This window comes from Acinetobacter sp. WCHA45 (genome assembly GCF_002165255.2).
GTDB lineage: Bacteria > Pseudomonadota > Gammaproteobacteria > Pseudomonadales > Moraxellaceae > Acinetobacter.
This window is the reverse complement of the sequence record NZ_CP028561.1, coordinates 2,293,952-2,307,306: the sequence shown is the minus strand read 5'-3', so window position 1 is coordinate 2,307,306 and position 13,355 is coordinate 2,293,952. Positions and strand designations below refer to the sequence as shown.

The 13,355-nt window shown below is 38.5% G+C and carries 14 protein-coding genes and 1 pseudogene; 10 read left to right on the top strand and 5 right to left on the bottom strand.

Annotated features, from left to right (window positions below; genetic code table 11):
- The first annotated feature begins 16 nt into the window (after nucleotides 1-16).
- The 6 genes from CDG55_RS12505 (at nucleotide 17) to CDG55_RS12480 (ending at nucleotide 7,049) form a co-directional block, all read left to right on the top strand.
- The gene (locus CDG55_RS12505) at nucleotides 17-1,528 is read left to right on the top strand and encodes a DUF6035 family protein (protein ID WP_087537301.1); all 1,512 of its coding nucleotides are present in this window, start codon (nucleotides 17-19) and stop codon (nucleotides 1,526-1,528) included.
- Nucleotides 1,525-2,529 carry a Fic family protein gene (locus CDG55_RS12500; protein ID WP_032056195.1) on the top strand — a complete coding sequence of 335 codons (1,005 nt, stop codon included), beginning with the start codon at nucleotides 1,525-1,527 and terminating at the stop codon, nucleotides 2,527-2,529. The genes CDG55_RS12505 and CDG55_RS12500 overlap by 4 nt, the downstream gene beginning before the upstream one ends.
- Before the next feature lie 181 nt (nucleotides 2,530-2,710).
- Nucleotides 2,711-4,300 (top strand): peptide chain release factor 3, encoded by a 1,590-nt coding sequence (locus CDG55_RS12495; RefSeq protein WP_087537300.1) that lies wholly within the window; start codon nucleotides 2,711-2,713, stop codon nucleotides 4,298-4,300.
- A 68-nt stretch (nucleotides 4,301-4,368) separates the two neighbouring features.
- The gene (locus CDG55_RS12490; protein ID WP_087537299.1) at nucleotides 4,369-5,196 is read left to right on the top strand and encodes a hypothetical protein; all 828 of its coding nucleotides are present in this window, start codon (nucleotides 4,369-4,371) and stop codon (nucleotides 5,194-5,196) included.
- A 108-nt stretch (nucleotides 5,197-5,304) separates the two neighbouring features.
- Nucleotides 5,305-6,219: an RsiV family protein gene (locus tag CDG55_RS12485; RefSeq protein ID WP_087537298.1), complete on the top strand. Its 915-nt coding sequence runs from the start codon at nucleotides 5,305-5,307 to the stop codon at nucleotides 6,217-6,219.
- A complete protein-coding gene (locus tag CDG55_RS12480) occupies nucleotides 6,219-7,049 on the top strand; it encodes a TatD family hydrolase (protein ID WP_087537297.1) in 831 nt (276 codons plus the stop codon). The genes CDG55_RS12485 and CDG55_RS12480 overlap by 1 nt, the downstream gene beginning before the upstream one ends.
- Here the strand turns inward: CDG55_RS12480 and CDG55_RS12475 are convergent.
- Together CDG55_RS12475 and CDG55_RS15285 are read right to left on the bottom strand one after the other, a co-directional pair.
- The gene (locus CDG55_RS12475) at nucleotides 7,030-7,335 is read right to left on the bottom strand and encodes a hypothetical protein (RefSeq protein ID WP_087537296.1); all 306 of its coding nucleotides are present in this window, start codon (nucleotides 7,333-7,335) and stop codon (nucleotides 7,030-7,032) included. The genes CDG55_RS12480 and CDG55_RS12475 overlap by 20 nt on opposite strands.
- Before the next feature lie 22 nt (nucleotides 7,336-7,357).
- A complete protein-coding gene (locus tag CDG55_RS15285; protein ID WP_162620840.1) occupies nucleotides 7,358-7,513 on the bottom strand; it encodes a hypothetical protein in 156 nt (51 codons plus the stop codon).
- 147 nt (nucleotides 7,514-7,660) lie between these two features.
- Here CDG55_RS15285 and CDG55_RS12470 point away from each other — a divergent pair, with 147 nt between their 5' ends.
- Complete coding sequence (locus CDG55_RS12470) at nucleotides 7,661-8,434, top strand: ThiF family adenylyltransferase (protein WP_087537295.1); 774 nt, start codon at nucleotides 7,661-7,663, stop codon at nucleotides 8,432-8,434.
- 30 nt (nucleotides 8,435-8,464) lie between these two features.
- Here the strand turns inward: CDG55_RS12470 and CDG55_RS12465 are convergent, their stop codons facing one another.
- The gene (locus tag CDG55_RS12465; RefSeq protein WP_004658972.1) at nucleotides 8,465-8,947 is read right to left on the bottom strand and encodes a hypothetical protein; all 483 of its coding nucleotides are present in this window, start codon (nucleotides 8,945-8,947) and stop codon (nucleotides 8,465-8,467) included.
- 335 nt (nucleotides 8,948-9,282) lie between these two features.
- On the opposite strand from CDG55_RS12465, the gene CDG55_RS12460 reads away from it, so the two are divergent.
- A complete protein-coding gene (locus CDG55_RS12460) occupies nucleotides 9,283-9,714 on the top strand; it encodes a GNAT family N-acetyltransferase (protein ID WP_087537294.1) in 432 nt (143 codons plus the stop codon).
- Between the two features lie 9 nt (nucleotides 9,715-9,723).
- Here CDG55_RS12460 and dusA read toward each other — a convergent pair whose 3' ends face one another.
- Nucleotides 9,724-10,728 (bottom strand): tRNA dihydrouridine(20/20a) synthase DusA, encoded by a 1,005-nt coding sequence (dusA, locus tag CDG55_RS12455; protein WP_087537293.1) that lies wholly within the window; start codon nucleotides 10,726-10,728, stop codon nucleotides 9,724-9,726.
- Between the two features lie 470 nt (nucleotides 10,729-11,198).
- Between dusA and CDG55_RS12450 the strand changes: the two are divergent.
- Together CDG55_RS12450 and CDG55_RS12445 are read left to right on the top strand one after the other, a co-directional pair.
- Nucleotides 11,199-11,297: pseudogene (locus CDG55_RS12450) on the top strand (RNA polymerase subunit sigma); the annotation flags it as partial.
- The gene (locus CDG55_RS12445) at nucleotides 11,291-11,458 is read left to right on the top strand and encodes a hypothetical protein (protein ID WP_087537292.1); all 168 of its coding nucleotides are present in this window, start codon (nucleotides 11,291-11,293) and stop codon (nucleotides 11,456-11,458) included. The pseudogene CDG55_RS12450 and the gene CDG55_RS12445, both read left to right, overlap by 7 nt.
- Nucleotides 11,459-11,584: 126 nt before the next feature.
- Here CDG55_RS12445 and CDG55_RS12440 read toward each other — a convergent pair whose 3' ends face one another.
- On the bottom strand, nucleotides 11,585-13,300 hold the full coding sequence (locus CDG55_RS12440; RefSeq protein ID WP_087537291.1) for a cation:proton antiporter: 1,716 nt from the start codon (nucleotides 13,298-13,300) through the stop codon (nucleotides 11,585-11,587).
- Nucleotides 13,301-13,355: the final 55 nt, after the last annotated feature.

Here is a 13,355-nt window from a genome sequence, read left to right as displayed (position 1 = left end):
ATAGTTGGGAGAGTACATGAAGTTAATTCATATCATTGATACCGATCAAAATATTTGGATTGATGTTGATGTATTCTTTCAACAATCTGAAATGGAACTTACACAATGGCGTAGTAAAATAAGAGAGCAATATAAAAGGAATAAAACCAAGCCTCATTTTACATGTGCTTGGTGTCAATCACCTGTAACCCTCGCTAGACGTACAGATCACATGCAGATCAACACTTCGGCAACATTCTTTTTCAGACATATTCCTGAGTTGGAAAATAACCCAAACTTCAAGTGTCCTGTAAAGCATATTAAACAGCTATCGGAGCAAGAAAAAACTGCTTTAAAGTATCAGATTGCGAAAGAAACCCAACAACATAAATTGCTAAAAGAGAATATATATAAGAGTCTGCAAGTGGATGAATCTTTTAGTGATATTCATATTGAACAAGTTCGTAAAAGCATTGATCTAAAGCAATGGCGTAGACCAGATGTATCTTCATTATATAAAAAGCAATTAGTTGTTTTTGAAGGACAACTTTCTACAACTTTTTTGAATGTGATTATTGATCGTAAGATTTTTTATCAAGATAACAATGCTTGCTTACTGTGGATTTTTAATCATTTTGAACCAACAGAAAAAGCGAAGAAGCAGTCAATGCAAGATATTTACTACAACAATAATGCAAATGCATTTGTAGTGAATGATTCTACAGTCGCTCAATCAATTAAAACAAAAGTTTTTACTTTAGAGTGTCATTATTTAAAGCCTGAAATAAAGAATAATCAAATCATTAATCAGTGGAATACTGAGTTCGTCGAATTCCAAAACTTAGTCCAGAACGAAGCTACAAAGCAAATATACTTTTTTGATTATGAAGCTGAATATCAAAAGCTAAAGCAAAAATTAGGCTTACGACATAGTTATTTACAAGAGAGTAAGAATCAAAAAGATAAACTAAAAGTTCAGAAATATATCGAATCACTAGAACAGGTTGATCTTGATACAAAAGTTCCATCAAAAACTAAATCTGAATTATTGGTCGAGTTCACTAAACTATGGATAAAAACTCATTACCTTACCGACAATCAATTCAACTATGAGTGGTTTTCTATTCGTAAAGAGCTTGAGCTAATGGGAATTAGTACTCCTAAATATCTTTTACATGCGCCCTATAAAACAGTGGTTAACTCAATTTTAAGTGCAAAATTTGGCTATGCTGTAGGTAATAATATTAACGATATGATTAGTGTGGCTCATAACTTGATGGAACATCATCCAGCTTACATAAAGCATTTTATGCTTACTTTGAAAGTAACTGAAAAACCTAACTTATTGAATGAGAGAGATAGTTCGGGTAAATGGCAAGAACGCTATAAAAAATATACCCAACAGCCTGAAAGCACTAAGCTATACAAGCATGATTTAAATCAATTTATTGAGTTTTTAGTGCCAGAATTTGAGGGGCGGTTGATTTCTTGGGGGGAAAGTAGTGCAGCTTATTCTAATGCACAATTTAGTGGAGTTAGCCAAAAATGAAATACCAACCGCCTTATACCATCACATCAAAAATTATCCATCTAATTGCACAGATCAGTGAGAATATAGGGCGCTTGACCGTTTTAGAAGAAATCCAAAATAGTCTTAAGCTAAGGAAGGCTAATCGTATCCGCACGATTCAAGGCTCACTTGCGATTGAAGGGAACACTTTAAGTACCGAACAGATCACGGCGATCCTTAATGGTAAGACAGTAATTGCACCTCTGAAAGAAGTTCAGGAAGTTCGTAATGCCATTAAAGCCTATGAAGCCTTTCAGCAATGGAATCCGAGTCAAGAAGCAGACTTGTTACAAGCGCATCAAATTTTAATGACAGGCTTGATTGATGAGGTTGGTCAATATCGTCATGGTGGTGTCGGTGTGATGTCAGGTGATCGAGTGGTGCATATGGCTCCACCTGCGAATCAGATTAACCGTTTGATGGCTGATTTACTTGATTGGTTAAATGATAGCGAAGAGCATCCTCTTATTCAAAGCTCAGTCTTCCACTATGAATTTGAGTTTATCCATCCATTTGCTGATGGTAATGGGCGAATGGGTCGGCTCTGGCAAACTTTAATATTGAGTCGTTGGAATCCAATTTTTGCCAATATCCCTGTTGAAAGCCTGATCTACCAAAATCAAAAAGCCTATTATGAGGCTTTACAAGCAAGTACCGACCGAACAGACTCAGCCCCTTTTATAGAATTCATTTTACAGATGATTTTAGATGCAATCCTGAGTTCAACTGATACCGCTCAAGATAGTGATCATGTTACCGCTCAAGCTGGCGTACAAGTGAGCGATCAAGTTCAGCGTTTAATTTCGGCAATGAAGCAAGAAGACTATACTTTGGCTGAGTTGATGCAATTGGTCGGATTGACTCATCGAGCAACGTTCCAAAAGAATTACTTGAACCCTGCTATAGAAGCTGGCTTGATTGAGCGTACAATCCCAAATAAACCGAAGAGTCCGAAGCAAAAGTATAGATTGAGTGTATAAAACTAAGTAGCGTCATAGATAGACGATCGGTAGCTCAATTCCCCAAGCCGCTGGATTACCAACTATGCCTATATAACTCTAAATCTGCTACAATTGCGCCAATTTTGAATTCCCACTTTTTCAGTTAAGGTACATGTTAAGTAATGTGTACATAACTGTGTACATATTGTAGATTTTTCTCATGTTTAAAGATGAATTAGCTAAGCAGGTAAAGGTTCGTAGGACTTTTGCTATTATTTCCCACCCCGATGCGGGTAAAACCACGATGACCGAAAAACTTCTGTTATGGGGTAAAGCTATTCAGGTTGCTGGAATGGTTAAAAGTCGTAAGTCGGATCGTGCAGCGACATCTGACTGGATGGAAATGGAAAAAGAACGTGGAATCTCGATTACCACCTCAGTGATGCAGTTTCCCTATAAAAAGCACACCATCAACCTTCTCGATACCCCGGGACATGAAGACTTCTCGGAAGATACCTATCGTACTTTGACTGCTGTTGACTCTGCATTAATGGTGATCGATGGTGCGAAAGGTGTCGAAGAACGAACCATTAAATTGATGGAAGTGTGTCGTATGCGCGATACACCGATCATTTCATTTGTGAACAAAATGGACCGCGAAATCCGCGAGCCGTTAGAGTTACTGGATGAAATTGAAAATGTCCTCAATATCCGTTGTGTACCGATTACATGGCCTTTAGGTATGGGACGTGACTTTGCTGGAGTTTACAATTTGCTAGAAAACAAATTGTATGTCTATAAAGCTGGTTTCGGTTCAACCATTACGGACATTGAAGTACGTGATGGTTATGATCATGCAGACATTCGTGAGAAAGTTGGTGAGTTGGCATGGGCTTCTTTCGAGGAATCGCTCGAATTGGTTCAAATGGCAAATGAGCCGCTGGATCGTGAATTATTCTTACAAGGTAAACAAACGCCAGTACTTTTTGGTACAGCATTAGGTAACTTTGCTGTTGATCATGTGCTTGATGCATTTATCAATTGGGCACCAGAACCTAAAGCGCATCCAACTCAAGAGCGAACTGTAGATGCCAACGAAGAAGGATTTACAGGCTTTGTATTTAAAATCCAAGCCAATATGGATCCGAAACACCGTGACCGTATTGCCTTTATGCGTATTTGTTCAGGTAAATATGAAAAAGGTTTAAAAATGAATCATGTGCGTATAGGTAAAGATGTACGTATTAGTGATGCATTAACCTTCCTTGCAGGTGAGCGCGAGCATCTTGAAGAAGCTTGGCCTGGAGACATTATTGGTTTGCATAACCACGGTACCATCCAGATCGGTGATACATTTACCAGCGGTGAAAAACTTCATTTCACGGGTATTCCACACTTTGCACCTGAAATGTTCCGCCGAGTTCGTTTACGTGATCCTCTTAAATCTAAGCAATTGCAAAAAGGTTTGAAAGAATTATCTGAAGAAGGTGCAACACAGGTATTTATGCCTCAAATTAGTAATGACTTGATCGTTGGTGCAGTCGGTGTGTTACAGTTTGATGTGGTCGCTTATCGTTTGAAAGAAGAATATAAAGTTGACTGTATTTATGAGCCTGTCAGTGTGCATACGGTACGTTGGGTTCATTGTGATGATGAAAAAATTCTGAATGAGTTCAAGAAAAAAGCGCATGATCAGTTATCGGTAGATGGCGGCGGTCATCTGACTTATCTTGCACCAAGCCGTGTAAACTTGCAGTTAATGCAAGAACGCTGGCCAGATATTCAGTTCCGTAACACGCGAGAACACTAAAAATATACAAAAACAGCTTCTAAATTAGAGGCTGTTTTTAATTGAACGATCTAAAAAAGGAGGATGAGATGAATACTTTAAAACCACTTTTTGCTGTCAGTATAATGATTGGAATGATGGCTTTAACGGCATGCGATCATCCTAAAAAAAATGAGACGGATACAGCTCAAAACAAAAATCAAATATCAACGCATACTGAAAAAGCTGAAGTCCTACCATACCTCAATATGCAAGAAGCCGAAGCGGATTATGCCTTACCGTTCTGTGAAAAGAAGAACTGTATTGATGTCGATATTCAAACCATTAAAACTCAGGATCAATGGCTGAATGCATGGATTGCAAAAAATCAGGCCAATGTGATTCAACAACAAATTGAGCAAAACAAGAATTTAACCTTACAGCAAGCCGTGAATGCTTATGTGAAAAAGTCAGATGAATGGCAAGATAAGTATTCTAAAAATAAAGCGTATGAGCTGCGCTTAACGACACGTATTGCTTCACAGCGTAATCAGTATGTGTTGTTGCAAATTGGCGTTGATACACAGCAAGAAGATATTGCGGTTAAAGACAGATTTTACTTTTTCGTTGCTGATCGTAAGTTACAAAAAAATCTAACCGTACTCGATGTGATACAGAAAAATCAGCAAAATGAATTAAATAATATTATTCAAGCACATTATCAACAATGGATTGAAAAACAAAGTACAGAAGTGAAGAAACAAGTTCCTAAAAAACTGTATTGGGGGCAGGCAGATTGGTTCTTCGATGGGGAAGGAATTGGCTTGCATTATCGTGCCAATGAAATAAGTAAAGATGCACCGCAGTTGGATATTTATTTAAGCACTGAACAAAGCAAACAGATGCTACAACCTGAAATTTATCAGCAAATGTTTTAATCTACTTGCTTGAGTTTCGTATAGAAATTGCATGCGCTTATAGCGGTTTTGCTTTAACTTCGATAGCATTTAAAAATCTTGTGTAATAACAATACTGATAGGTTTTAAATGAAAGCATTTTATAAATATAGCATTCTTGCAGGTGCCATTTTGCTTGCTGCTTGCCAGCCGAAATCAGAGCCGAAAGAATCACAGGATAAACCGACAGATCCGCCAGTGGTACAGCAAACTGCTGAGCCAATTCTGCGTGGTGAAACCGTGAAATTGCAGGTAAATTTACCTGAATGTAAAGGCAATACCTGTCCAGATTTTACCGTTGAACGATTACAAAGTAATTTCCCGTTCATTGACCAGTTACTGGATCAACAGATTCTCGATCAACTGAGTAAAATGCTCGATGTCGTTGATGCTGATGCTTCAGCAGCATCTACAGCAAAAACGACTGAGCAAAAAATAGGTTTAGATGCTCAGGCACAAGCCTATGCTAATGCGTTTGTGAAGATTGATGAAGAGTTAAAAGCGCTCAGTAGTAGTCATCAGATCAGTTTGATGATTAAGCCTAAAATTTTACAATCGAAAGGCAAGCTAGCAACTGTAGTCTTAAATAGCAGCAGTTATTTGGGTGGAGCACATGGTTCAACCTCTCAACGTTACTATAACTTTGATTTAGCGAACCAAAAACAGATTCAATTGCGTGACCTATTATTACCGAAGCAAAAAGCAACTTTGGACAAGCTGGCGCATGATGCATTCAAGGTCTGGATTGTAGACACCAAACTTGCCAATAACCCTGAGGAATATGAGCAGGCTTGGCCGTTTAAGGTCACTGACAACTTCCTGTTGGGTGAGCAGGGCTTAATTCTGCAATATGCTGAATATGAAATTGGTCCTTATGTCGTCGGTTTGCCGCGGTTAGTGATTCCATTTACTGAATTGCAGGGTGTTTTAAAACCTGAATATCTACCAAAAATAGATACGCCCGCAGCATCTACGCCTGCTGCAAGTACGCCAAGTCAAAGTTAATGCAACTGTTCGATACCCATACCCATTTTGATGTTGCCGATTTTGATCTTGATCGGCAACATCTGGCTGAACAAGCAAAACAGGTTGCGGTCGATGCTTTGGTGTTAATTGGTTTTGTTGAATCCCGATTCGATGATCTGATTCAAACTCATCAACAATTACAATATTGGGAAAATGTGCCAAGCTCTTATCTTGCCCCAGGCTTGCATCCTTTTTATATCGAACAACATCAGCCAGAACATTTACAGCTGCTTGAGCAAGTCTTAGAACAGCATGACTGTGTGGCTGTAGGTGAAATTGGTTTAGATACTTTTTTAAAACAACATAAACAGCCTGAGCTTTTTGCCAAACAGCAGCATTATTTTAATGCCCAACTTGAACTGGCAACGCATTATCAAAAACCTGTGTTGCTGCATATTCGTAAGGCCCATGCCGAAACCCTTGCTATTTTAAAGGCGCAGAAATTCAAATTGGGTGGTATTGCCCATGCGTTTAGTGGTGGAGTCGAAGAAGCCAAGGCATTGGTTAAACTGGGCTTTAAAATTGGGGTGACAGGACAAATCACCAATCCAAATGCCAAAAGGCTGCATCAAGTAGTGCAGGCGATTGGCAGTGAAAATTTGGTGATTGAAACAGATTGTCCAGATATGACCCCGTTGTGTTGCCAAACTTCGACCGAGCATCGCACCCGTAATACGCCTGTGAATTTACCTTATGTATTAGAGGGGTTAAGCCAAGTTCTCAATATGGAATCTGAAAAATTAGCTCAAAGGCTATGGGAGAATAGTTTACATGCTTTAAATCTGTCCGTTAATCATAAGGGTATTTAAGGTGAATGGCTAAATCATCGGCATTGAAAATAGTATCTAATAGGTCGACTCGTTGTTTTAAATTGAAATTTTCATTTAGATAGCGAGTATTTTGCCATAGTGGAAATCTCTTTTTTAGATTATGTGCAACACAATAATCGCCCACCATATTTAATGCTAAACTAATAAATAAATTTCGGATATCAATGGTTTTTTGAGAAAAATCATTTTGTGCTAAATAATTTAAAGCCTGATTGTACTCAGACCAGCTCGTTGTTTTGTATCGGCTTTTTGATTCTGTATTCATCTAACATGTATGGGGATGAAATTTATTTATACAACAAAGCCGCTTGATGTTGTTCAATCCATTCTAAAAATTCAGGATGATGTATATCAAATTCGGCAAGAAATTGATCAAACTCCTCACCAGAGAACTCATTTTTCCAGTCAGTAAATCTTAAAAAATCTTGTTGTAATGACATCATGTCTATATCTAGTAAGCTCTTGTTTTTATAGTGTATAACATGTTGTTTTATATCTTACAATGAATGAAGTTGAAAAAATATTCTTTCATTACACTCAAATAAACTCTTGCTATAATATTGTGAAAATACTCCCTGTTGCTTGTAATGATGACCGACTTATTAATTCCAAATGACGAATATGACCGCCGTTTTGCTGGTGTCGCCAAAATTTATGGAGATCGTGCATTTTCGCATTATGAACACAGTCATGTCATGGTGATTGGGATTGGTGGTGTTGGCAGTTGGGCGGTTGAGGCACTGGCACGTACAGGGATTGGTGAATTGACTTTGGTCGATATGGATGTGGTAGCAGCATCCAATATTAACCGTCAATTGCCAGCGATGAGCTCAACACTCGGACAAGAAAAAATTGAAGTGATGGCGGAGCGTTGTCGCCAGATCAATCCACGCATGAAAGTAAACGTGATTGATGATTATCTGATGCCTGATAATGTCAAAGAGATTCTAAACCCAGTACCAAGCATTGTTTTGGATTGCATCGATGATGTCAAAGCCAAACTTGCCTTGATGCTGCATTGCCGCTTTAACAAAATCCCGTTGATTGTTTCGGGAGGAGCGGGTGGCAAACTCGACCCACTGAAGATTCGCGTGGCAGATTTGTCCAAGACCGAACAAGACCCAATGTTGGCAAAGTTACGTACTCAGCTGCGTTCAAAAGGGATTTGTAAAAAACCAAAAGAGAAATTCGGAATCACTTGCGTGTATTCGATTGATAATCCATTTTCCAGTGCAGATGTATGTCCAAGCGCAGGTTTACGTTGTGGCGGCTATGGTTCTGCGGTGGTGGTGACGTCAAGCTTTGCGATGGTGGCGGTGGCTGAAGTGCTGAAAAAATTAGATGCTAAAAAGCCTAAAACATAATCTTCGTTTAGGCTTTGATTCAGTGTTTTATTAACCAAGACGGTAATAAGTATAAGTGACGTTTTTGTCTTTATAAACGTCATAGCTAGTTTGCTTAAAATCAGAAACCCATTGTGAGCCTGTAAAACCAGCAATATGACCATACACATGTTTTTTGGTACGATGAATAATATAAATATCACCTGGCATTGGGTTATCAAAAGCAGGGTCAATTTGCTTATAGCCAATCTTTTGTAGCGTTCCACCCCAATCTGAGGCGGCTATAGGATGTTGTGCAATTTTTGCGCCCGCTGTTTGTAATGCGATACGAATTGATTTGGCACACTTTGCTGAACTATGAAATGAGGAAACACGAGAAAGTTTATCTGAAAACTTCTGTAAGTTAATTTGCTGCGAATTCTTGGATAATGCGTATGGCGGTGTAATATCTGCGGGAGTTTCTCTGAGCATAATGACTGCATTTTGAGTCTGTGCATGCATCATCGAATCTAATGAGGGTGCATCATAAATCATAGTTCAATCTCAACCAATCCTAAAACAACTTTGAAGCGGTCGCCAAATTCCGTGGCTCGCAGATATTAAGCGATAAATCTTAAAAAAACTTATTTGCAATGTAATAACGTAACTTTTTGAGGGTGTTGTGAGGAACTTAGCGTAAAAATCACATAAAGAATCTTTTTATTATCATGAATTTAGTTGTTAATTAGTTTGGATAAAATGATTTGTAAGATTATATTTCTTTTTTGGTTGAAAAATATACGCAAGCGCTGATTCAAAGAAACAAAGCTTTGTGATCTATAAAATAATAAACTATTGTTTATTAAAGTGAAAAATGGAAAGAATAACAAGTGATACGTCCAGCAAAAGTAACAGATATCAAGCAAATAGTAGAATTAATTCAGCCATATATAAAAGATTTTGCACTGAATGCAGAGGGTGAAGCAAAATTTAGTCAGGATATGATTGAGAAATTACTTGAAATGCAAAGTATTGAATATTTTGTTTTGGAGAAAGATTTATCCATTATTGGTGTGATTGCTTATAAACAACCTTCTCATTTGATTCATTTTTTTGTTAAGCAGGATTCACAACAGCAAGGAATAGGTCGTCAGCTTTGGATGTTTTTAGAAGATAAACTTTCTCAGCAACATTCAAAAATTACTGTGAATTCTAGTTGTTATGCGCAGTCCGTTTATGAAAATTTTGGATTTATAGTAACGTCAACAGTGATTGAAAATGGCGGATTACGCTATATTCCGATGTGCAAAAGTTATGCTTAGAACATCAAATTAACTTTGATGTTCTCGAACGTAATCTTCAGTACGTTGCATCGCTGTTTGGATATTGATGATTGCATTTTCAATATCAGCAATCGTTTTGGCATTTCCACCACTGAGGGCCTGACGCCATTTACGTGCGCCAGGTAGATTTTGAAATAAACCTAGAATATGGCGAGTGATAATCGAAAGTGGAGCACCTTCAGCAACGCGTTGATGAATATAAGGCATCATGTGCTGCATGATCTCAAAACGATTAGGTGCTTCCAAATTCCAAAGTTCACCCATCTCCGCCAATAAGTATGGATTATGATATGCCTCACGACCAATCATGACGCCATCAACATGCTGTAAATGTTGTTGTGTTTCTTCAAAGGTCTTGATACCGCCATTAATCTCAATCTTTAGATGTGGGCGTTCTTGCTTTAAACGATAGACATCTTCATAGCGTAATGGTGGAACTTCGCGATTCTCTTTCGGCGATAAGCCCTGCAAGATCGCAATACGTGCATGTACAATAAAATGTGTGCAGCCTGTTGATGCCACCGTATCAACAAAATGCAGCATTTCTTCGTAAGATTGCATGTCATCAATCCCGATACGATGCTTTACAGTTACAGGAATCGATACTGCTTTTTGCATACTATGAATACATTCTGCAACTAAATTGGGTTCAGCCATTAAGCAAGCCCCAATTTTATTGTTTTGCACGCGATCACTTGGACAGCCGACATTGAGATTAACTTCGTTATAACCCCAGTCTTCGGCCATTTTGGTGCAGGTAGCAAGTTCTTGTGGATTTGAGCCGCCGAGTTGTAGCACAATCGGATGCTCTTGCTGATTGAAATCGAGATGCCGATTTGCACCACCGTAAATAATCGCGCCTGTAGTGACCATCTCGGTATACAGCACGACATTGGGATTAAATAAGCGAGCAAAGAAACGATAGTCTTTTGTGGTCCAATCCATCATGGGTGCAACACTGATTCGTGGTGTCTGAGTTTTTTCAATATTCATAAAAAATCATGCCTTTATTCAGTGTTAAACAACCTAATAAAATGATTGAGCGGATTAGAAAGTAGACTATTTATGATAAATAGTGGGAAATAAACTTAAAGTAAGAATTCATCACTGATGTATGTCCAAACATTTTTAGGCAAAGCTCAACCCATTGATCTGATCGAACAGATGCTATGACTAAATATTTGGATACATTGAGCGTGAGCATCAAAGAACGAAACTCTTCTAGCTTGATTAAGAGATTTCCAATTGCGCGCAATACTACCACAAATATTTAATCTATACATTTCGGACGGTATTGATGCTGCACACTCGTTGGGGGTTTTCTTTAAACGCTATTTAGCATTGTTCAGGTGTTAACTCATTGGAATGACTTTAATTCTGTTCATTGTGTCTACAGTGAGCGTAGTCTCTATTTTCATCTATTTAATAAGAGTTAATTGGGTTTAAGTTCGTGTTTTGAGATTACTGTCTCAAATTTTAATGTCTTGGTGTATAGAAGCCGAACTAGATTACGTGAATGTCTAGAAAATAAATGGTTACTTAAGGGTGATTGCGCATGCTAACTTGCCGACAAGCAACACAATTAATTTCCGAGAAACAGGATAGATCACTTCAGTTTATAGAGCAGAGCAATCTACAATTACATTTATTTGCTTGTCGTTTTTGTCGCCGTTATGGCAAACAAATCAAAACACTGCGTCAGCTTTCAAAAGCATTGAGCTAACACGAGGGTTAAATGTTATTAAGTATTTGGATGTTAGCTTTAAATCATAAGACTGAAATTTAAAAGATAAAAAATACCAACTATCTGAATAATTGGTATTAGATGCTTTAATTTGAAAATAGATTGTTAATGTAACGTACTTTGATGAGCAAGCTCAATTTGGTTCAGGATATGATGGCTCATATTCTTCGCCATTTCTTCTTTCGCATAGAAAACTTCACCAATATTTTCATCGCGAATAACAGCAGCCTCTTCCTTGCTCTCAGCACAGATCAAGACCTGAATCTCAGGATTCAATTGCTTTGCAATATCGACAATACGATGAATATCTAAAATATCCATAGGGGAAATAACCAATAAGCGTGCATGCTGAATATGGGCTTGTATGAGTACATAAGGTTCAGTCGCTTCACCGCTTACGGCAGCCATTCCTTGGGCACGCAGTTTTTCAACAATCTCACGATTTTCTTCAGCAATCACGACCTTGATATTCTGTTGCATCAGGTTTTCACTAATGCGGCGTCCTACGCCACCATAGCCAATGATCACCACCTGATCACGTAAATAAGCTTGATCAACTTCATCTGGAAGCATAGCAAGCGGGTCGCCACTGCGTTCTAATAAGCGAGCTAAATGTGAGCGTTCTCGTATCCAACGTTGAGCGGGTTCAATCGCTGAAAATACAAATGAATTTAAAGTTATTGAAAATAACGCACCAGCAAGAATCAAGTTTTGTGCATCTGGGGTGAGTAGACCGAGTGACAAGCCCAATGTTGCTAAAATGAATGAAAACTCACCAATTTGTGCCAAACTAGCACCTACAGTGAGAGCTGTATTAATTGGGTAGCGGAAGAATAAAACTAAAGCCATCGCTGCTAAAGTCTTACCAATCATGATAATGGCAACGACAGCTAAAATATGTAAAGGTTGTTCAATCAAGATTTTTGGATCGAATAACATTCCCACTGAAACAAAAAATAAGATCGCAAAGATTTCACGCAATGAAAGCGTCTCTTCTTCTGCTCTATGGCTGAAATCAGACTCTTTTACGACCATGCCCGCAAAGAAAGCACCCAATGCCATTGAGACACCAAAGATCGCATAAGAACCATAAGCAATCGAAACGGCAGCAGCAACGACGGTAAGTGTAAATAATTCACGAGAACCTAAACGAGCAACCAATTGCATAATTTTCGGGATTAAGCGCTTCCCAATAATCAGCATGAAGGCGATAAAACCTGTTACTTTCAGTAATGTTAGGCTGATGGTGATCCAAATATTTTGAGAGGTATCCGTTCCAGCTAGTGGGTGTCCACCAAGTAGAACAGCTGTTGCAGGTAATAAAACTAAGACCAAGACCATAACAAGATCTTCAACCAAAAGCCAACCCACTGCAATTTTGCCATTGACAGAATCGAGTAAACCACGATCACTCAGTGCTTTGAGTAATACTACGGTACTTGCACACGATAAACTTAAACCAAAAATCAGTGCAGAACCAAAACTCCAGCCCCAAAACATAGATACAGCGGCACCTAAGAGTGTTGCTACAGCGATTTGTAAAATCGCACCGGGCAGGGCGATACGACGAACAAGTAATAAATCATTGAGGGAAAAATGCATCCCTACGCCAAACATTAAGAACATTACCCCGAGTTCGGCAAGTTGATTGGCGAGATGTATATCTGCCACGATACCTGGGGTGTTAGGGCTTATAATAATACCTGCTACCAAATAACCAATTAATGGTGGTAGACGTAAACGTGCGGCAATATAGCCAAAAATAAGTGCTATACCGAAACCGACGGCAAGTAATATAATTAAATCAACATCATGAGGCATTGAAACTCCTTAATCATTGCGGTTAAGGTACAAATAATTCAGCATAAAACATGCC